The 21563-nt window shown below is 59.9% G+C and carries 14 protein-coding genes; 10 read left to right on the top strand and 4 right to left on the bottom strand.

Annotated features, from left to right (window positions below; all coding sequences use genetic code 11):
• Nucleotides 1-3 precede the first annotated feature (3 nt).
• Nucleotides 4-1824: a molecular chaperone DnaK gene (dnaK, locus tag Q7U39_12755; GenBank protein ID MDO9118822.1), complete on the top strand. Its 1821-nt coding sequence runs from the start codon at nucleotides 4-6 to the stop codon at nucleotides 1822-1824.
• Nucleotides 1825-1846: 22 nt separating this feature from the next.
• The gene (iscX, locus tag Q7U39_12750; GenBank protein MDO9118821.1) at nucleotides 1847-2059 is read left to right on the top strand and encodes a Fe-S cluster assembly protein IscX; all 213 of its coding nucleotides are present in this window, start codon (nucleotides 1847-1849) and stop codon (nucleotides 2057-2059) included.
• A gap of 4 nt (nucleotides 2060-2063) precedes the next feature.
• Here iscX and Q7U39_12745 read toward each other — a convergent pair whose 3' ends face one another.
• Nucleotides 2064-4472, bottom strand: coding sequence for a PBP1A family penicillin-binding protein (locus Q7U39_12745; GenBank protein ID MDO9118820.1), 2409 nt, complete (start codon nucleotides 4470-4472; stop codon nucleotides 2064-2066).
• 316 nt (nucleotides 4473-4788) lie between these two features.
• Between Q7U39_12745 and Q7U39_12740 the strand changes: the two genes are divergently transcribed.
• The 7 genes from Q7U39_12740 to Q7U39_12710 all read left to right on the top strand — a co-directional run bounded on the left by Q7U39_12740 (nucleotide 4789) and on the right by Q7U39_12710 (nucleotide 14721).
• Nucleotides 4789-8334, top strand: a complete 3546-nt coding sequence (locus Q7U39_12740; GenBank protein ID MDO9118819.1) for a response regulator — start codon at nucleotides 4789-4791, stop codon at nucleotides 8332-8334.
• 34 nt (nucleotides 8335-8368) lie between these two features.
• Nucleotides 8369-11641, top strand: a complete 3273-nt coding sequence (locus Q7U39_12735) for a PAS domain S-box protein (protein ID MDO9118818.1) — start codon at nucleotides 8369-8371, stop codon at nucleotides 11639-11641.
• 128 nt (nucleotides 11642-11769) lie between these two features.
• Nucleotides 11770-12273: a response regulator gene (locus Q7U39_12730; GenBank protein MDO9118817.1), complete on the top strand. Its 504-nt coding sequence runs from the start codon at nucleotides 11770-11772 to the stop codon at nucleotides 12271-12273.
• A gap of 44 nt (nucleotides 12274-12317) precedes the next feature.
• Entirely contained in the window at nucleotides 12318-12656 is a 339-nt protein-coding gene (locus Q7U39_12725; protein ID MDO9118816.1) for an Hpt domain-containing protein, read from the top strand.
• Between the two features lie 37 nt (nucleotides 12657-12693).
• Entirely contained in the window at nucleotides 12694-13203 is a 510-nt protein-coding gene (locus tag Q7U39_12720; GenBank protein MDO9118815.1) for a response regulator transcription factor, read from the top strand.
• Nucleotides 13200-13598, top strand: coding sequence for a response regulator (locus Q7U39_12715; GenBank protein ID MDO9118814.1), 399 nt, complete (start codon nucleotides 13200-13202; stop codon nucleotides 13596-13598). The genes Q7U39_12720 and Q7U39_12715 overlap by 4 nt, the downstream gene beginning before the upstream one ends.
• A 22-nt stretch (nucleotides 13599-13620) precedes the next feature.
• Complete coding sequence (locus Q7U39_12710; protein MDO9118813.1) at nucleotides 13621-14721, top strand: HEAT repeat domain-containing protein; 1101 nt, start codon at nucleotides 13621-13623, stop codon at nucleotides 14719-14721.
• Between the two features lie 13 nt (nucleotides 14722-14734).
• Here Q7U39_12710 and Q7U39_12705 read toward each other — a convergent pair whose 3' ends face one another.
• From Q7U39_12705 to Q7U39_12695, 3 genes are read right to left on the bottom strand one after another with little or no spacing between them, the layout of a single operon-like run.
• A complete protein-coding gene (locus Q7U39_12705) occupies nucleotides 14735-16633 on the bottom strand; it encodes a hypothetical protein (GenBank protein MDO9118812.1) in 1899 nt (632 codons plus the stop codon).
• Nucleotides 16634-16636: 3 nt separating this feature from the next.
• Nucleotides 16637-18484: a tetratricopeptide repeat protein gene (locus Q7U39_12700; GenBank protein ID MDO9118811.1), complete on the bottom strand. Its 1848-nt coding sequence runs from the start codon at nucleotides 18482-18484 to the stop codon at nucleotides 16637-16639.
• Between the two features lie 43 nt (nucleotides 18485-18527).
• Nucleotides 18528-20096, bottom strand: a complete 1569-nt coding sequence (locus Q7U39_12695; GenBank protein MDO9118810.1) for a hypothetical protein — start codon at nucleotides 20094-20096, stop codon at nucleotides 18528-18530.
• Between the two features lie 55 nt (nucleotides 20097-20151).
• Between Q7U39_12695 and Q7U39_12690 the strand changes: the two genes are divergently transcribed.
• Entirely contained in the window at nucleotides 20152-21558 is a 1407-nt protein-coding gene (locus Q7U39_12690; protein MDO9118809.1) for a glycosyltransferase, read from the top strand.
• Nucleotides 21559-21563: the final 5 nt, after the last annotated feature.

Raw genomic sequence — 21563 nt, 5'->3', positions numbered from 1 at the left:
ACCATGGCACGCATCGTCGGCATAGACCTCGGAACAACGAACTCCCTTGTCGCCTATATGGACGAGGGCACGCCCCGTGTCATCGCAGGACGCCACGAACGGGCCATGGTCCCCTCCGTCGTTGCGCTGACCGATAACGGGCTCATCGTCGGCGATCCGGCGAAAGAACACCTGACCAGAAACCCCGAGCGGACCGTCTATTCCGTCAAGCGGTTCATGGGCAAGGGCCTGGCCGACGTTCAGGACGAACTGGCCTACTTTCCCTATACGCTCACCGAGAAAGGCGGAGTTATCCGGATCAAGCTCGGCGAGAAAACCTATTCGCCGCCGCAGATCTCCGCCATGATCCTGAAGGAGTTGAAGCTCCGGGCGGAAGCCTTTCTCGGTGAGAGCATCACCAAAGCCGTCATCACCGTCCCCGCCTACTTCAACGACAGCCAGCGCCAGGCCACCAAGGACGCCGGTATGATCGCGGGGCTTGAGGTTCTGCGCATCATCAATGAGCCAACCGCGGCCTCGTTGGCTTATGGGCTCCAAGAAAAGACGCAGGGAACGATCGCGGTCTACGATCTCGGCGGCGGGACTTTCGATATATCAATCTTGAAGTTGAAGAACGGTATCTTCGAAGTGCTTGCCACCAACGGAGATACCCACCTGGGCGGCGACGACTTCGACCAGTTGATCGCCGACATCTTTGTCGCAGACATTCGCCAGCAGTTCGGGCTCGACCTCAAGGCTCATCCCGATCATATGCAGGGAATCCGGCTTGAAGCCGAGCGGGCAAAAATCCGCCTCTCGGATGAACTCAAGACCACCGTGAACCTCGAACTTCCTGACGGCAAGGGTCTGTTCACCCGCGAACTCACGCGCGAACACCTGGAGTCGCTCTGCAACGCCCTGGTGGAACGTACCCTGGGACCCTGCCGTCTCGCCCTCAAGGATGCGGAGCTGACTGCAGCCGACATCGACGAAGTTGTGCTCGTCGGCGGCTCGACCCGCATGCCGCTGGTCCGTCAACGCGTGCAGGCTCTCTTTGGCACGCAACCGCATTGCGAGCTCAACCCGGACGAAGTCGTGGCCCTCGGCGCCGCCGTGCAGGCCGACATTCTGAGCGGCGGCACGACCGACATGCTCCTCCTCGACGTGACGCCTCTTTCGCTGGGCATCGAAACGATGGGCGGGGTCATGAGCAGCCTGATCCGCCGCAACACGACAATTCCCGCCAGCGCCAAGGAGATGTTTACAACCTATGTGGACGGACAGACCGGCGTAGACATCCACATTCTCCAAGGCGAACGGGAACTGGCGAAAGACAACCGCAGCCTGGCCCGATTCCGGCTGAAAGTCCCGCCGCTGCCAGCGGGAGTGCCGCGCATCGAAGTGACCTTCCTGATCGATGCCAACGGCATTCTGAACGTCATGGCCAAAGACATGCGCACCGGTGAAACCCAGTCGATCGAGGTCAAACCCTCCTACGGGTTGTCGGATCAAGAAGTGGAGAAGATGATCGAAGACTCATTCAAGTTCGCCGCAGACGATGTCAGCGCGCGAAAGTTGATTGAAGCCCGGCTCGACGCCGGAGCCTTGATCATCACCACGGAAAAGTCCTTAACCGACGGCGGGCAGCTCATCTCCGCCGCCGAGATCACCGCCATTCGCCAAGTACTCTCGGCACTGGCTGCGGCCAAGGATGGGAACGACCCGCGCGCCATCCGCGCTCGCATGGCCGAGCTTGAACAAGCCGCGAAAGGCCTGACTGTAGCCATGTTGGACGATTCCCTCAAGCGAGGACTGCAAGGCAAAAAGGTCTCTGAAGTTACGTAATCCCTGATAACGAGGACACCCGATGGATTTGAAGTGGCAGAATACGGAAGATATTGCGATTCGACTGGTCGAGGAGCACCCGGACGCGGATCCGCTGGCCGTTCGATTCACGGACATGCACGCCTGGATCGTGGCACTGCCTGATTTTAAGGATGACCCCAAGAAGTCGAACGAGAAGATCCTCGAAGCGATTCAGATGGCCTGGCATGAGGAATACCAGGACTCACAATCCTAACAACTCACGGCGAAGCGATACCCTCCCCGACAGGCCCCCCTTCAGGAATCTGATCCAGCTTATAGAAATCTGTCGGCCCGAGACGGCGCGCAGCCGATTGGGTGGGTTCGCTTCCTTTGGCGAACAGCTCGACCGAGCCTTTTCCTCCGTCCCCATCCTGCTCCGACTCCAGCAGCCCGGTGGTCGGATCGACTTTTACATAGGTGATGCCTTCAGGAATTTCAAACGGCACCACCGGCAATTGGAGCAAGGCCTCCTTCATGAATTGAATCCAAATCGGCAGCGCCGAACGGGCACCGGTCTCGCTTTCTCCCAAGGGCCGGCGATCGTCAAACCCGACATATACCCCCGTTACCAAGTTCGGAGCTCCGCCGATAAACCAGGCATTGATGTATTCGTTCGTTGTGCCGGTCTTGCCGGCGATCGGTCGATCGATCACCTTCGCCGCCTGACCGGTCCCTTTCTGAATCACATCTTCCATCATGTTGGTGATCAGATAGGCCGTCTCCTTCGCGATGAGTTCGTGCGGCTGATCCTCCATGGCTTCAAGTGTCTTGCCGGTACTGTCCTTGGCCACCTTAATCGCAAAGGGCTCGGCTCTCGTCCCCTTGTTCAGAAACACGCCGTAGACCGAGGTCAGTTCCAGCAGCCCGATAGAGGACGATCCCAACCCCAGGGATAAATCTGCGGGAAGCGGACTTGTGACGCCGACCGTTCGCGCAAACTCAATGACATTCTTGATGCCCACCTTGTCCAGCAATCGCACGGTGGCCAGATTATGTGAGTGCGCCAGGGCATCGCGCAGCGTCACCATCCCGTGGAATTTCCGTCCGTAGTTCTCCGGCTTCCAGATTTTATCGTCGGCTTCCTGCTCGTACACCACCGGCGCATCGAGAATTTGCGTCGCAGGACTCATCCCCTGCGCCATCGCCGTGGCGTAGATCACCGGCTTAAACGCTGAGCCGGGCTGCCGGCGGGCCTGGACCGCGCGGTTATATTCGCTGCGGGAAAAATCGTAGCCACCCACCATGGCACGAATAGACCCCGTCCGAGGGTCAACCGCGACCAGCCCGCCTTCGACAATCGGCGTCTGCTCCAGAGTCAATTGCATCCCGTCCTTGGCGAGTTTCTTGACGCTGACCTCAATCACATCGCCCGGCTTCAAGGTTTTCTTGACGTCAGGCGTCACCACCGCATCCTGTGTCGGATCAGTCCCTTTCAACACACGTTTGGCCCAGGCCATGTCGTCGAATAGAAGCTTGGCCGTCTGATCCCCGAGTTGGACGACATAGTGATCCTTCGCCTGCTTCAGCACGATGCCCTCAAGAAAATCTCCGGCCTTGATCGGTTGATCCGAAAGCGGAGCCCCGGGGATTTGCACCGTCGCAAGATCCACCGTCTTCTTCGGACCACGCCACCCTTGGCGTTTATCGAGATCCCGCACGCCCGCAAGAAACGCACTCTCTGCAGCTCGCTGCATTTCCAGATTCAGCGTGGTGAAAATCTGCAGCCCGCCCTTGTACACCATCGATTCGCCGTATTTTGCGACCAGCTGCTGCCGCACATGTTCCACGAAATACGGCGCAATGTGCTCACTACCAGGCCGGCGGAACTTCAACTCCTCTGCGATCGCGGCATCGCGCTCAGCGACGGAAATGAACCCCGCCTCTTCCATACGTGCGAGCACATGCTCCTGACGCTTTTTGGCCCGCTCGTAGTTCGTGAACGGGGAGAACCGGCTCGGCGACTTCGGCAGTCCCCCGAGAAACGCCGACTCGGCTAGCGTGAGTTTTTCGATCTCTTTCCCGAAATACGATTGGGCCGCGGACGCCACTCCGTAGGACCCCTGACCGAAATAGATCTGGTTCAAATAGGTTTCAAGAATCTGCTCTTTCGTGGACACCGCTTCCATCTTATAGGCCAGGATCAACTCCCGCAGCTTCCGATCATACGATCGCTCCGCGGACAAGAAGAGGGACCGCGCCAGTTGCTGCGTAATCGTGCTCGCCCCTTCCACCTTCTTCCCGCCGTGACGGATATTGGTCCAAGCAGCTCGCAGAATCCCGATATAGTCCAGCCCCGGATGTTCGAAGAACCGCACGTCTTCCGTCGCAATCACGGCCTGCGTCAATGTCTTCGGAATGTGGTCCAGAGGAGTCAGCGTCCGCCGCTCGATAAAGAACTGGCCAATCGGCTGCCGATCGTCGGCATAGACCGTCGTAACCAAACTCGGTTGATACCCCTGCAAGAGGTCCAAGGGGGGAAGATCCTGAGCCAAATGCCAGATCACGCCAGCCGCAGCCGTGACGCCCACAATACCGAGGGCACACAGCGTCAAGAGGGTGATCTGCCACCAACGCCAGGGACGACGCGAAGGCTGCTGTATTTCAACGAACCGGTCGTCACCAGTCATTCAGGCACGCTCCAAAGGGAAAAAGAATCTGGCAGGGTCGCCTCGTCACCTTACAATGCATCCCCCCAAAACTCAAGCAGACCAGGCAATCAGACCCGTTACACCAGAGGCCGTCTTCCCGGAAGGCGTGGAGCGGAGGCCTACAGACCACCCCGCTCATCAACCGCTCAAGATTGCACGGGAATTTACCGAGAAGATAGCCGGAGATGTGCATTGTTCTGCGCTCCGGCGGTCCATCCTTGTCTAAGGGTTATCGCCTAACGAACTGAACCATTGCATTCCTGACCGGATGCCACCGAGCGTGATGAAGCCTTTCATGCAGCCGCAAGATGAATACCGACGCCACGACGCTCTGCTGCGCTTTGGCATTCTGGACTCCCAAGCTGAGCCGGCCTTCGACGACCTATGCCAGCTCGCAACACAGATCTGCGGAGCACCCATGGCCTACATCGGCTTCATGGATCGCACCCGCCTCTGGTTCAAATCCAGCATCGGAATCCCCCACACCGAACTACCGAGAGATCGCTCGCTCTGCGCCCATACCATCATGCAATCGCACCCCATCGTGCTGCCGAATGCCTTGGCCGATCTTCGATTTGCGAATCATCCCATGGTCACGGGAGAGCCGTTCATTCGCTTCTACGCAGGCATTCCACTCCTCACTGCCGATGGCGATGCGATCGGCACCCTCTGCGTGCTCGACCGTCATCCCCGCCATGTCAGCCCAAAGCAGGAGCAGGCCCTCACCGCCCTAGCGCGGCAAGCCATGAGCCAATTGGAGCTCCGGCAACGCACGAAGCAACTCGCCCAGAGCGCGCAGGCCCAACGGCAAACCGAGGCGATGCATGAGCGACTGCTCCTGGCATTGGGACATAGCACCGAGGGCGTCGCCCTCCTGACCAAGGAAGGCCGCTATACGTTCGTCAACGACGCCTTTGCCGCCATGCATGGCTTTCGTCCCATCGACCTCATCGGACAATCCTGGACGACGCTCTATCCACCCGAATGGGTCGCGAAACTCGAAGACATTTTTTTCCCCCTCCTCCGACAGCACGGCACCTGGCGGGGGGATCTGATCGGCCGCACAAAATCCGGCGAGTCCATCTGGGTCGAAGCCTCCTTGAAGACGCTCCCGGAGCGGCATCATGAAGAACAGTGGCTGATCTGGACCTGCAGCAACATCACCGCGCAAAAACAGGCGCTGGAGGAAATCGCCGACACTCGGGCACGCCTGCAAACAGTCCTGGATTCCGCCACGGAAATCGGCATCATCGCCACCAATCCGCAGGGCATTATTACGCTCTTTAACTTCGGCGCCGAGCGCCTGCTGGGGTACCAGGCCGATGAGGTCATCGGACAGCGCACCCTCGACTCTTTCCACCTCCCGTCGGAAATAGCAGTTCGTGGGCAGCAGCTGTCTGAACGATTCGGACGTCCGCTGGCCGGTTCCGATGTCCTGGTTGAAGCGGCGCGTATGGGAGGCTACGAAGAACGGGAATGGACCTACCTTCGCAAAGACGGCGACAGCATCACCGTCAGTCTGGTCGTCACGGCCGTGCGAGGGCCCAACGGCACGCTCACGGGATTTCTCGGCATTGCGAAAGACGTCACCGCGCTCAAACAGGCAGCACTCCAGACCGAAGCCCAGCAGGCCCTGTTGTCCGCGATCTCCGAGGTGCAGGAAGCCTTCATCGAGGAATCCAGCACCCAGAAAGTATTCACCAGTCTGCTCAATCGATTTTGCACGCTCACCCGCAGCGCAGGCGGCGTGATCGGGGAGCTTCAGCCTCGGCAAGACCTCCCCCCGGCGTTGCATTTCCTCGCGTCGACGTCGCCCCTACAGCAAGACACGCTGGGACACTCCGAACAGGGACTCATCAGCGTCTTTCAAGACCCACGCCTCAAACGCCACGTCGACCACGTGCTCACAAAAGGCGAGCCCTTGCTCGTCAACGAAGCCCCACAGCCTCTGATTGCTGCCAACCCGAGGGCGAGCGACCAGGCGCGCCACTCATTTCTCGGCCTTCCGCTACTTGAAGGCAATCGTGTCATCGGCTTCATCGGCCTGACCGGTCGACCGGATGGATATCCGCCGCTCTTGATCGAGTATCTGGACCCGTTGGTCCAGACCTGCGCCAACATCCTCCAGTCCTACCGGAACACGCTCCAGCGAAAGGAAGCAGAAGGCGCGTTACGCATCGCGGCGCAGAATCTGGAAGCGCAAAACCATGAACTCCAGCGGGCCCGCGATCAGGCTCTGGCGGCTACACAGGCCAAGAGCGCGTTCCTCGCCACGATGAGCCACGAAATCCGCACGCCCATGAATGCCATCATCGGTATGGCCGAGTTGTTGTTGGAAACACAGCTGACCGAGGAACAGGCCGATTACGTTCACCGCTTCAACCGTGCGACAAACTCATTGCTGGCCCTGATCAATGACATCCTGGACATTTCGAAAATCGAGTCCGGCCATCTCAAACTGGAAGATATCCCCTTCGACCTTCGGGAGCTCGTGGAAACCACCGGTGAACTCATGGCGGAACGCGCGCACACCAAAGGCCTCGAACTCATCATCCACATAGACTCCAACGCTCCACACATCGTGAACGGGGACCCGACACGCCTCAGGCAGATCCTGATCAACCTCCTCGGCAACGCCATCAAGTTTACCGATCACGGCGACGTCATTCTCCGCGTACAACGCAACGAGAGGTCTCCGGAGGAACAGCTCCATCTCAGCGTCGCGGACAGCGGGATCGGGATTCCGAAAGACAAGCTGGACACGATTTTTGAGAACTTCATACAAGTCGATTCCTCCACCACGAGAAAGTACGGCGGCACCGGCCTCGGACTCAGCATCTGCCGGCGCCTCGCCGAACTGATGGGCGGACGGATCTGGGCTGAGAGCACGCTGGGCGCGGGGAGCACCATGCATGTCATCGTACGCCTCCCGCAGGTCCTGTCGAACACCGCCGTGGGGGGCGAAACCGCTCCGCTCTTGACCGGAAAGCGGATTCTGGTGGTCGACGATCACGAGACCAATCGTCTTGTCTGCCGCGACAGCCTCAGCGGATCGGGCGCGCAGATCGTCGAAGCCTCCGATGGTCCTGCCGCGCTGGCCGCGATGCAGACCGCCTACAGCAACGGGACACCGATTCACCTCGTGATTCTCGATTGTGATATGCCCACGATGGATGGCTTCTCCGTCGCAGAGACGATCCAGGCTGCTCCCCATTTCGCCGACACCCCGACCGTCATGCTCACATCGGATTTCAGGAACGGGAATGCCGCGCGCGCGAAGGCGTTGGGAATCATGACGCACATCAGCAAACCCATCCGCCGAACCGCCTTGCTCAAGCTCGTCAGTGCCGCGCTCAGCAGCGACGGCTCCGCGCCGGACCACCTGGCCGGCCCCATCTCGGCCACGCCGCCGCTGGAGTCCCGCCGGCAAGCCGAACCGTGTTCCACCAGGCGAATCCTGCTGGCGGAAGACCTCGAAGACAATCGAGAGGTCGTTACCCTGTTCCTGAAAGGCACGGCCTACGAACTGGTCTATGCCGAAAATGGCGCCGTGGCCGTCGAGCATTTCCAGTCAGAACCATTCGATCTTGTGCTGATGGATATGCAGATGCCGGTCATGGACGGATATGCCGCCACGGCCGCCATTCGTGACTGGGAACGGCTCCAACAACGTCTGCCGACGCCGATCTTGGCGCTTTCAGCCAACGCATTTAAAGAGGAAGTGGAGAAAAGCCTGGCGGCAGGCTGCACCGCGCACCTCACTAAGCCGATCAAGAAGAAAACGCTGCTGGAAGCCATCCACACCTACACGCATACACCTCCGAAGCAGGAGGCTGCCTGATGGAGACTCGATCCACAGCTGATTGGAGAGTCCTATGATTGCGCCACTTCCGGAAAACGAATCACGGCGACTTGACGCCCTCCGTCGTTACGACATCCTGGACACCGAGGCGGAAGCAGCCTTCGACGAGCTCGTCGGCCTGGCCGCCAAGATCTGCCAGACCCCGATCGCCTTGGTCAGCCTGATCGATCCCCTGCGACAATGGTTCAAAGCGAAGGTGGGCGTGACGGCCTGCGAAACCTCGCGCGACATCGCATTCTGCGCCCACGCCATTCTTCAGAACGGGATCTTTGAGGTGCCGGACGCGCTTACAGATCCTCGCTTTGCGGACAATCCGCTCGTCACCGGAGACCCTTTCATTCGATTCTACGCCGGGGTTCCCCTCGTCACCTCTGAAGGGCACGCCCTGGGAACACTCTGCGTCATCGATCGCGTGCCCCGGCAGCTAACAGACGATCAACGGCAGACCCTGACCGTCTTGGGACGGCAGGTCGTGAGACTGATCGAGCACCGTCTGCACCTGACGGCGCTGACCCCGAATGACGTGGCTCCCCGATGGCTCCCATGGACAATCGGCAGCCTCTGCTTCGCGATCGCCCTGCTGGATCTCGTCGTCCCCTTGGGTATCGTCATTCCTGCGCTCTACCTTATCCCCGTATCCCTGACTATAGGAATTCCCGGACGCCGGGCCAGCAGACTGATCGGACTGCTCTGTATAGGTCTTACCATTGCAGAATTCTTCCTTTCCCCTCCCGGGACTACCCCCTGGTTTGCCATGGTTAATCGAACCATCGCCGTCGTCCTGATTGGTATCGCAGTATTCCTGGCCATCCGCTTCAAACGTCATCTATCCAACGTTCGCCGGATTCAAGACGAGAAAATCCTCCTGGCCAACAACCAGGACCGGATCGTGGAATCCGCACCGAACGGCATGCTGATCGTGCGCCAAGACGGCACCATCAGTCTGGTCAATGCACAGATCGAACAGCAGTTCGGCTACTCCCGCGAAGAATTACTCGGCCAGCCCATTGAGCTGCTGATCCCCGACCGTTTCCGCCCCCAGCATCCTGGCCTGCGGACCGCGTTCTTCCGCACCCCGACCACCCGCGCCATGGGAGCGGGCCGCGAGCTCTACGGTCGGCGCAAGGACGGCACCGAATTCCCCGTCGAGCTGGGCCTCAATCCCCTCGAAACGCCGGATGGTCTCCAGGTCCTCGCGTCTGTCGTCGACATCACCTCCCGCAAGCAGGCCGAAGCGGAGCGGGAGGAGCAGGAAACGCGTCTGCGTGCAATCGTCGACCATGCGGTCGACGGCATCGTCACGATTGACGCGCGCGGATGCATCGAATCGTTCAACCCAGCTGCCGAACACTTGTTCGGGTACTCGGCCGCCGAGATCTTGGGTCAGAATGTGAGCCTCCTGATGCCCGAACCCTATCGCAGCGAACACGACGGCTACATAGCCAATTATCGACGAACCGGCATGGCCAAGATCATCGGCACCTGGCGGGAAGCCGTCGGGCGTCGCAAAGATGGCGCCGTGTTCCCGATCGAATTGAGCGTCGGGGAGGTTCGCCTCGGGGACCAGCTGTTGTTCACCGGAATCATCCATGACATCACTGAACGGAAAGCCGTCGAGTCGCAGCTTGAACAGGCCTCACAAGAAATGGCGCGCCAGAATTTAGAACTGGCGGAGGCCCGCGATCATGCGGTGAGAGCCACGCAGGCGAAGAGTGAGTTCCTCGCAGGCATGAGCCACGAGATTCGCACGCCGATGAATGCCATCATCGGGATGGCCGATCTCCTCCTGGAGACGGCCTTAACTGAGGAGCAGCAGGATTACGTCAACCGCTTCAGCCGCGCCGCGAACTCACTGTTGGGATTGATCAACGATATCCTGGACCTTTCGAAGATCGAAGCCGGGCATCTGGAGCTTGAATCGATTCCTTTCGACCTCCTTGAACTTGTTGAGACCACGGGAGAGCTGATGGCAGTGCGAGCCAACGCGAAGCAGCTCGAATTGATCGTCCACATTGACAACGGTACCCCCCAGTGTGTTCTGGGCGACCCTGCACGCCTGCAGCAAGTCCTCATCAATCTCCTAGGCAACGCCATCAAGTTTACCGAGCGTGGCGAAGTGGTGGTGCACGTGCGCCGGGATGAGACCGACTCTGCCCTGCTACATCTTTCTGTGACCGACACAGGGATTGGGATTCCGAAAGACAAGCTGGACTCCATCTTCGAGAGCTTCACCCAAGTCGACTCTTCGACCACCCGCAAGTATGGAGGCACCGGCCTGGGCCTCAGCATCTCCCAACGTCTAGCCGAACTGATGGGGGGGCACATCTGGGCGGAGAGCACACTCGGCAGAGGCACCACGATGCACCTGGACGTCCGGATTCCAGAGACAGCGGCACAGTCCGAGTCGACCACGAAGACGACCCCACAGTTCGCCGGACAACAAATCCTGCTGGTCGATGATAATGAAACAAACCGCCTGGTCCTCCGCAAGATGCTCGCGCAAGCCGGGGCCACTCTGGTGGAAGCGGGCAGCGGACCCGAAGCGCTCACGATCCTCCGGGACTTCCACCACAAAGCGATCCCGGTTCACCTCGTCATCATGGACGGTCGAATGCCCGACATGGATGGATTTGCTGTCATCGAAGCCATGCGCGCCTCTCCCGACCTGGCTGCCACACCGGTCATCATGCTGACCTCGGACTTACGGCGCAGGGAGGCCGCCCGCGTGAGAGAGTTGGGCGTCCTGAAATCGCTGAACAAGCCGGTTCGCCGATCGGCTTTACTCTCCACTGTCGAAAGCGCTCTCTTCGGTCAACGTCAGGCCGGCTCCGGTCACTCACTGCCGTCCGCTCCTCAGCCCAACTCCGCCGAGACGCCGGCCCCGTCGGCTGGCGGCCGGATACTCTTGGCAGAGGACCTTGAAGACAACCGCGATGTCGTGACGTTGTTCCTAAAAGGCTCAGGCTATGTCCTGACCTACGCCGAAAACGGAGCCCTCGCCGTCGAGCGCTTCCAATCCGGCCCCTACGATCTCGTCTTAATGGACATGCAGATGCCCGTCATGGACGGACTCACGGCGACCCGGACGATTCGCGCCTGGGAGAACGCGCAGCAACGGACACCAACGCCCATCGTCGCCCTCACGGCACACGCCTTCCAGGAGGAAATCGACAAAAGCCTGGCGGCGGGCTGTACCGGACACCTGATTAAGCCGATAAAGAAGAAGGTCTTGCTGGAAGCCATCCGTTCGTACACCCGTGTTCAACCGGGAGAACAGGCGGCCTAAGGACGGTTCAGCGCAATGTTCGACCAGGCGCGCTCCCCTGAAGGAGAGGGACATCCACATATTCGGTGCCGTTACAGGATTCGATGAATCTCGGCTGTTCTGGTTTCAGAACCCACGAGGAGGCTCCCATGTCCCGAACCATCTTATGCGTTGAAGACGAACAAGACACCGGGGATCTTCTACAAGCGATCCTAGAACGCGAGGGCTACCACGTCGTACGAGCCTCCGACGGTCGCCAGGCCATCTGCCTCATAGAAACGATGCTCCCTCCCGCGTTGATTCTGCTGGATGTCGTCGTCCCCTACGTCAATGGGTTTGAGCTCTTGACCGGTTTGCGTGCCAATCCCGACTGGGGGCATATCCCGATCGTCATGCTCAGCGCCGATTCCTACGGGCCGGACATCCAACGCGCGCTGAACAATGGCGCCACTGCCTATGTCGTCAAGCAACAAGGATTTCAGGAGCTCATCCAGACGCTGGACCGCATCCTCGTCCCCGCTTCGGCCGCCAAGCAGACCCTAGCCGACCCTACAGGGCCCGGTCCCGACGCCCTCCTGGTAAAACGGCCGCGTCAGCGTCCGTCGATGCAACCGCCAGGGGTACGAGCCAGGAACCGAAAGAAAGCGGCATGACACATCACCCTCACTCCATTGTCGATGCATGAGGAGCCTGACACATGAACCAGCCCTCCCCCGACCAACCCGTTGCGCACCCCGATCTGCCGATCGTCCATGTGGAGCAGGACTTCGAACCCCTGCTGCCAAAATTCATGACGAACCGGAAGAAAGAGGTGGTGACGATGCGCGAGGCCCTCGGCCGGCAAGATTTTGACACCGTGCGAAAAGTCGCCCATGGCATGAAGGGCGCGGGCGGCAGCTACGGATTCGATCTCGTCACCGCCATGGCCGCGACGATCGAACAAGCCGCGAAGACAGCCACCGCGCCGACCATCGCGACAGAATTAGAGCTTCTCGGGACCTATCTGGATCGAGTGCAAGTGGTGTTCGATGAGTGAGGAGAGACCAAGCTCACGAGGACGAAAAGGACAGGCGATGAGCACAAGCCATCAATCAGAACGACCTTCGATACTCATTGTGGAAGATCACGAAGACACCGCATGTCTGGTGCAATTCGTCCTTGAACGGGAAGGGTACGCCGTCACATGCCTGCCGAACGGCCGAGCGGCCCAACGCATGATAACATCGGCGATACCGCCGCAGGTGGTCCTGCTCGACATCGGGCTTCCGGACATGACGGGGCTGGACCTGCTCCGCGTTATCCGGACGACGCCTGAATGGCAGTGGATCCCGGTTCTTCTCCTGACAGCCGACACCCGCTCCGAAACGATGATCGCCGCGGCCCATCTCGGCGCCACCGAATACCTGCAGAAACCCTTTGCGGCGGAACGCCTGCTTGCATCCGTGCGGCGATTCCTGTCGGAACCGCACCAACGTGCCGATAAAAGCACGAACCCCGACCACGGCGCTACCCCGATTGTCCCTCATCGGGGCAATCGGCCAAGGGGATCAGAGATGATTCATGACAAAGGAGATCACGTATGAGCACGGCAGAGGCGACAGGGAAGCCGACCCTGTTCATGGCAGAAGATGAAGAAGACACGGCGAGCCTGCTGAAATTCCTCCTGGAACGCGCCGGGTACCATGTCGTCCATGCACCCGACGGCCACCAGGCTCAACAGCTAATCGACACCATGGCACCGCCCAGCTTGATCCTGCTCGACATCATGTTGCCCCACGTGAGCGGCCTGCAGCTACTCCCGTATATTCGGAACAAGACTGCATGGCAGCGGGTCCCCATCGTCATGCTCACTGCAGATTCAAGCGAGCATGACATCCAGCAGGCCCTGGCCGCAGGCGCGAACGACTACATGGTGAAACCGTTCAACCCGCGGGAGCTGACCGCACGGCTGAGTCGCTTTCTCAAAGTCGCGGCCTAGCCGGGGACAGCGGGTGACAGGCGTGGTTGGAAACATTCTCTCCCAGTCAATTGTCGACGTCGGATGGCTGGCCACCTTCACCATTCATGGTCTCATTCTGCTCCTCCTCGGATGGACACTCATCATCCGTCGGCTGCGTCTTTCGACCGACCGACGGCGCCAACGGATGGTAACTGTCTGGCGTCCGATCCTGGCCCAGAGCTTGATCGAAGCCCCTGACACCCTCCCGCCGATCCACCCGCGCGACCGGGTGCTGTTTCTCTATCTATGGAATCACCTTCAAGAATCCATCAAGGGAGAGTCGTCGGACGAGTTGTGCGCGGTGATGCGGCGGACCGGCATGGATCACGTCGTGCACCACTATTTGGCCAAAGGGACGCCGCGGCAACAACTCCTGGCGATCGTCACGCTCGGCCACTTGAAAGACTCCTCCGCGTGGCTGCGCCTCGTCGAACTCGCGCATGACGCAAATGCGTTTCGCTCTCTTGAGGCCGCCCGCGCCCTTGTGCGCATCGATGCCCCGCAAGCCATTCCTGTGTTGGTCCCATTGATCTCCCAACGCGCCGATTGGTCCCCTCTTAAAGTACTCGCCATCTTACAGGGCGCGGGGGATGAGCACGTTGCTCACGCACTGGGCGAAGCCGCCGTAAAAGCAGAACCGCTTATTGCCGCCCGGCTAATCCGCTTTCTCGCCTCGATCAGAAGTCATCGCGCCTTGCCGCTGATTCGGCCTCTGCTGGTCCGGCATCCGCTGCACGAAGATGTGCTGGCCAGTTGCCTGTCCCTCTTTGGGCAATGCAGCGACCCGCGAGATCTTCCGGTCGTTCGCCAGTACTCGGCCCATCCAACCTGGTTCATCCGCGTCCAAGCTGCCACCGCACTGGGGAAAATGGGAGTGGAAGAAGATGCCGCTATCTTGATCGGGCTGCTCAATGACGTTCACTGGTGGGTACGCTACCGGGCCGCTGAAGCCTTGTCCGTCCTCCCCACAATGACCGATGATAAGTTATCCTTGCTCGTACAAACCCTGCCCCCTGGCGAGGAGCGTCACATCCTGACGCCCTTTGTTGCCAAGCGGTTCGAGGATTCGCTTGCTCACACGTCCGGCCTGTCTGCCGCCTGATCGCGCGGTCGCTTTACCGGGATCCGGGAACAAATACGAGCGTATGAGTCCCTTCCAGCTCGGGAAGAACGACGATGGCCCCGCGTTGTTCAATCCCCTTCACGGATGATCGTGATGCATCCAATCGCCAACCACCCGGCGCTTCAAACGTCAAGCCAGTCACCGAATCGGGAGCCGTGATCGTGACGGTCCCGCCTCGCCCGTTTTGCGTCACATCAAGCTGCACTTGATTGCGCACCGCCCACCAGCGGCCGAATTCTCGTATCGAGCCGAACCAGGCGTAGGGCCGCACGCCTTCGACAAACCCTTTCTCAAAGGCCAGTTTATGATCGAGGATGTTGGGATGGATGAGCACAACCATTGAGCCACCGTACCGGCTGATCTGGCGCGCGACCTCCAAGGCTTCCGGCAGCCGGTCGCCCATCTTCGGCAGCTCCTCGTCTTCAATCGTGACGGGGAACTCGAACAGTTCGACTTCGCTGTCCGTCAAGCGATCGTAGTTCAGCTGATACGGCAGATGGGTCAGCGAATTGTTCGCAGTGGCCGTTGAGCTATATCGATATCCGGTCGCCAGCAGGGCTTGAGGCAGACTGAAGGGATTGGACAACTCGCCCGGCCTGAATGACACGATGGACTGGCCTGAAAAGTGATCGATCAAGAACTTGCTGACCCGCAATTCGCCGAGGATGCTCGCGTTCAAGGCCGTCGTCCGATCCTTCACGAACGGCGCATAGGCGGGATAGGCTTCGCGCCCCGTCCCCATCGGAAACCGGTTGAAGACCCTCGAGTGGGCGATCGTGTGACTCCCCAGCTCCATGCCGAGACCTGCAAGACGCGCGAGATACCGCATCCCTTCGTCATTGAAGAAAATATCATCGTTGTAGTCGCGAATGTATTTCACCTGGATAAAGTACGTGCCAATCAACCCCTGGCTTTTTTCATACTCCGCATAATCCACCGCGTTTTTAATGGACTCCGTAAAATCCACATCGTGTGTGAGCATGACCGACAGCGACTTGCCGAAGGGCACCGTTCCCAGCGTCACCGCGCCTGCCTGGGCGGTGCGATAGATCGACTTCAGCAGCCGCAGCCAGACATCGAGCGTCGGATCAAACTGATTGTCGAACGTCTGAACAAGTTCCTCTCCGCGATTGTTGTACCCTTTGAGCAGCAGGAAGCCGAGATCAAGCCCGATTGCATAGGCTCGGCCTTTACCGTAGGTTTTCTGCGTGACGGCCGCAGTGCCGTCGTCAAATCGGGCGAGCGGGGCCTCACTCTCCGTATAACCGTAGGTTCCCATCACCTCGATCCCTTTGTCTCGAATGCCGACACGGAGATGCCGCTCGCGCAGCTCGGTCAACTCCGCCAGCAACGGATCGGACTCCGCCAGGTGCAGGTCATAGCGCTCCCGCGAGACCACTGCCTCGCGAAAACCGAAGGTCTCATTCAACCCGCCGCCCAATACCTGTACCCCGATCAACGTCCCGCCGGCTTGGGGAAACTCGGCCAGCGCCTGTAGCTCTTGGGAACTGAGCACCTTCCCCGAGATCATCGGGTAGACCAACACCACCTGATGCGTCAGGGCTTCGCGAACATCGCGCGTGATGCGAAAGGGGACGCCGATGGATTTGAGCCCATGCGCCAATCCCAGCCAGGAGGAATCCGGATCGGTCAATAAGATCGCCAGGCGGCTCTTCGCCCCTTCTGCATAGGTCGTCCACGCCGTCGACACGCGCGGAGGCACAACGGTGGCATGATCGGGACCTGAGACGCCGGGGAAACGATGGAAGGCCTGATCGGGAAGGTCGATGTGCTGAATAGATCGCGGGCCGAACAAGACCCACGAGCCGATGACGATCGACAGAAAAAGGGTTGCGACTGCAGTCAGACGGATGAGGATTGATCGTTCCATACCCTACCAGTGATAGATCAGACTCAGGTTGCCGCCCCGTCTGACATAGAGAAATCCGCGGTCTTCGTAATAGCCCGACACCTCAACCGAAAATCGATCATTCACGGGGACCGTCACTCCCCCTTGGAGCGTCCGGCTCTGCACCCGGGTAAAATCTTGCGTGGCCACGATCCGTTCGCCCGACGTTCCGAACGACCCCGACGCGAAGACCTGCACCCGCTCCGTCGGCCGCCAGGTCAATTGCGAGGACAATGTGAAGGCCCCGGTATTGGGGATCAGATACACCTTCTCGGTCAGCCAGAGATCGAACGGCAGGAAGATGGTCAATCCAGGCATGAGGAGATCGATGTCGTCTTTCTTGTAATTCAAACGACGATAGCCGAATGACACTTCGAACGGAGCCAGCGCGGCATGGACGCCGCCCAACCCCTGTGCCATCTCGCCGACGAACGAATAGTTGGGGGCGAAATGCGGATTGATGGTCCCTTGTGCCGCAACGTAGCCCCAGGCCCGCTTCCAGAGCGGACTGTACAATTCGGCCGACAGCGGCGTGTCGTGCGAGCCAAAGCGATTGATCGGCTCGGCCCGAACCACCAGCGTCTGATCGCCGATCGGCTTGGCCACCTCAAAGAGGAGATCCCGCTCATCCGGCTGGTTTCGCGTATAAGAATAGTGGCCGTAGCCAATCTTGGCGTAGTCGCGATAGGGCAGACGGAGCCCGGTCAACCCTTGCCCCACGGCCGCCCGCGGCGAAACCAGCAGTTCGGATCGTACGTTGCGCAGCTGCTGTTCGATGTCCGAATCGTGCGTCTCGGCCACCAGCGCCTCATAACGCGCCAAGGCCTCTGTCCGGTTCCCCTGCCAGTGTGCCAGCTCCGCAAGCCCGCGGCGCGCCTCTAGATGGCGAGGCTCTTCCCGAACCACCTGCTCATACAAGGCCTGCGCTTCGGGGAATTGTTTCTGCCACGAGAGCACTTGCGCCAGCGCCACCCGAATATCCTGGTCCTTGGGATGGCGCGCTAAGACCTCACGATATAACGAGGCCGCCTCGGAGTGCGCGCCCTGCCACGACAGGACGCGCGCCAAGGCACTCCGCACCTCATCGTTTTCAGGAGACCGGCGCAGTCCTTCACGGTAGAGGGCGACCGCCTCGCCGTACTGCCGCGCCGCCTCGAACTGGCGCCCGCGCTCCACTGTCTGCCTCGCATCGGCAGAGACAGACTCGGCCTCCCGAACCGGGGTTGGCACGAGTGTCGGGCGTTGAGCCGGCGGGTCGATTATTTGAGAGGACTCGGCCTTTAGCGAATGGAGGCGTGCCGCGAGTGCCGGATCGCCCGTAGCCTCCACCACCCGTTGATAATACGGAATCGCCTGGTCCGGATGACCGCTCCACACCAGCACATCGGCGAGCCCGGTCAGCGCATCAGAATGTTGCGGATGATCGCGGAGAACCCGCTCATACTCCTGCTTGGCCTCGTCGTAGCGACGTTGCCACGACAACACCCGCGCCAGAGCCACGCGGCTTTCGTCATCAAGAGGATGGCGGGACAAGACGTCCCGATACAAGGCGCTCGCTTCGTCCCATTGCTCTTGCCAGGAGAGCAGCTTCGCTAATGCGGCACGGACTTCGTCATTCTCCGGGCGGGCTGCCAAATATCGGCGATAGACCGCGATGGCCTTCGGGAACTGTTTCTGTTGCTCCAGCGCCTTCCCCTGCTCCAGAAGCCGGCGTGGCGAGGGCTCGGCGCTGTTCGCCTGCACCAGACCAACGTCCACGCCCACCCACCCCACGGCCAACAGCGTCGCGAGCACCACACCTGCAACAGATCTGCACAGACATCTCCACCCCATGGAATCGCTCATCCTTGGCGGCCCAACCTCTCGCCATACAGCCTTAGTCCGGCAGCGCTCGAAACCCATCCACGTCGTGAATGATCACGCCCGAAAAACTGGGATGCGAGGTCATCTCCACAATCCGCTTCACCGAGGCGGACACCTCCGCGCGTGAACGGCCGGCAAAGGTCAGCCGCTCCGGCCTCACGGTGAACCGGTGATGAATGCGGAACCACTCCCGACGGGTCGAGAGATTCGATCCCCCTGCCTGCGGCATCCACTGCAGTAAGCGCCGATCATAGTCCAGCACCACGTCAGCCCGGTCAGGGTCCATCTCACGGCGCAGCACCACATGCTGCTCAACCGGGAGCGGAGTCGTCTCCACCGCCAGCCACACCCGTGTCCCGACAAGATCGCCGTAGCGCAGGATGTCTTCGGCAATGTCCTGCACTTCGTCCAAGTCAGTGCGATAACTCATCACCGCGACTTCGTCGACCCGATCCATCACGGCATAGGCCAACGGACGACCGGCCAGGGTCGGCGCCGCCAGCCAAAAGGGAATCACCATCGAGAGACGAACGCGTCCACCGATGACGTCCTTCAGCGTCTCAATCGTCTCGACATAGCGACGGAGTTGGGCCTCATCTTTCAGAAAGCCCGGCAGGAGATAGGGTTCGATATCAAGCTGAACCCCGGATATCCCGCCGGGTTTCACCAGGGCCAGGAGCCTCTGTATCTTATCGGCGAGTTTATGGGGCTCCTGAATCGCTTCGGGATATCCGTCCAGCGCAAATGCCGCAACCCCGGCCTCCTGCATCGTCATCAATAGCCTGGCATAGTGACGCCAAAGCCCGTCGTCATCCGCCTGAGACGGCATCTGAATCAGCACTCTGGAGCAGCCCTGCATCCGACAGGTCGCCAGCAGGACATTCGGGTCACGGATCGCCTCACGATACGTCCACACCCAGAATCCGATCCCAACAGGCCCTCGGGGCACGACTGACGGCTGCACGGCTTCAATCTGTTCAAACAGAATGTGCGCGCCGGCCGTCTCCGTTGATACCACCAGCGCCGTCAGTGAACGGAGATCCAGCTTCTGACCGATCCCCTTGAGCGGAAGCGTGAGATCGAACGGACCCGTCACCGTCGCAAGCGGGAGATTGTCTTCTCGTTGCGCGGCAGCCCGATCTTCCAATGCCACGACGACCCGGCCCGTCGCATGCCCACGAATCCGCAGGGTCTCGTAAGACAAGAGATCCACGGCAATTTCTGCCTGGTGCAGAGGGATGCGCTGACCGCACCGCAGGCCCTTTCCGGGAGCCCGCTGCAGATCGATCCCCTCCTGCGCCCGAGTCTGCCGTCCTTGGCAGGAGCCGAACAGGCGGGCTTCGCCGAACAGGCCGCGCAGATCAAGAATAGGCACAAACGGTCGATAAGGAAGAGAGGGTACGGCAGCAGGCGGACCACTGAGCGTCACGGCGGGAGTGGTGCGTTCACCGACATACGACAACTCGATCTCAGAAACGGAGGACGGGATGGGAATGGAGAGTGGTACCGAAATGTCCTCTGCGTATCCGACTACGGGCAGGGCCACGACCGACATGGCCGCAAGGGTCCAGCTCCACCACATGATAGAGGAACCACTCCATCGGCAGACCCGAAGACGGATGGAACGACACTGACCGATGTGGATAGACACGCTCATATCGATTTCCGAATGGCTGTTCTTGCTCTACCTTCTCGGCCTGACCGCAGGATACTTGATGCTGGATGTGGTCGCCGCCATTCATCTGCGGCGCTACATGGAAGAGCGCTCGCTCAACAGCCTCCCACACGGCTACACCGGATTCGAACCGCAGATCACGCTGCTCGTTCCCGCATTCAATGAAGAAGCGACCATCGCGACCACCGTCAGATCCCTTCTCCAGTTGAGCTATTCTGAATTTGAAATCGTGGTCATCAACGACGGATCGAAGGACACGACGTTGGACGTGCTGATCAAGGAATTCGGCCTGATTCCCTTTCCCGAAGCTTATGACGCCCGGCTGGCCACGAAGCCGATCCGAACGGTCTACCACGCCCCAGCACAGCCCAATCTGCGGGTCGTCGATAAAGACAACGGCGGCAAAGCGGACTCGCTCAACGCCGGAATCAACATTTCGCTGTACCCGTTATTTTGCTGTATCGATGCCGATTCCATCCTCCAACGTGACAGCCTTCGGCTGGCAGCGCAGCCCTTTCTGGACGACCCCCACACCATCGCCTGCGGCGGCACCGTCCGCGTCGCCAACGGCTGCGAAGTAAAGAACGGATTTCTCACGAAGGTGGGGCTCCCGACCAATATCCTCGCGCTGTTTCAAATCGTCGAATACCTGCGCGCCTTCCTGTTCGGCCGGCTCGGCTGGTCTCCGATCAATGCGATGCTCATCATTTCCGGCGCCTTCGGGCTCTTCCATAAGGACACCGTAATCGGGATCGGCGGCTACCGCCACGATACGATCGGCGAGGACATGGAGCTCGTCGTGCGGCTCCACCGGCACATGCGACTCGCCGGGAAGCCCTATCGCATCACCTTCGCTCCCGACCCGATTTGCTGGACCGAGGCCCCGGAAGACCTCACGACACTCAAGAATCAGCGCATCCGGTGGCAGCGCGGCCTGTGTGAGAGCTTGACGAACAATCTCGATCTCTTATTTCATCCCAAGGGTGGAGCTGTCGGCTGGCTGGCATTTCCTTTTATGGCCCTGTTTGAGTGGCTGGGCCCAGCCATCGAAGTCTTCGGCTACGTATTCGTCACCGTCGGATTCATTTTTGGCTTCGTCTCTTTTAAAGTCTGGCTTGTGTTGCTCGTGGCCGCCATCAGTCTCGGCATCCTACTCTCGGTCAGTGCATTTTTCCTCGAAGAGATGTCCTTCCACGTCTATCCGAAACCTCAACACGTCCTCCTGCTCCTCCTAGGAGCGATTTTGGAGAACTTCGGCTATCGACAATTGAATTCCCTCTGGAAATTGATCGGGTTGTATCGTTGGATGATCGGCAAGAAAGCGACGTGGGGAGCCATGACGAGAACCGCGTCCTGGCACAGTAAGTAGCCTCG

It is taken from the genome of Nitrospira sp. (assembly GCA_030653545.1).
In the GTDB taxonomy this organism is placed as follows: domain Bacteria; phylum Nitrospirota; class Nitrospiria; order Nitrospirales; family Nitrospiraceae; genus Nitrospira_D.
The sequence above is the reverse complement of the archived record's forward strand: the minus strand, read 5'-3'. Positions and strand labels throughout refer to the sequence as shown.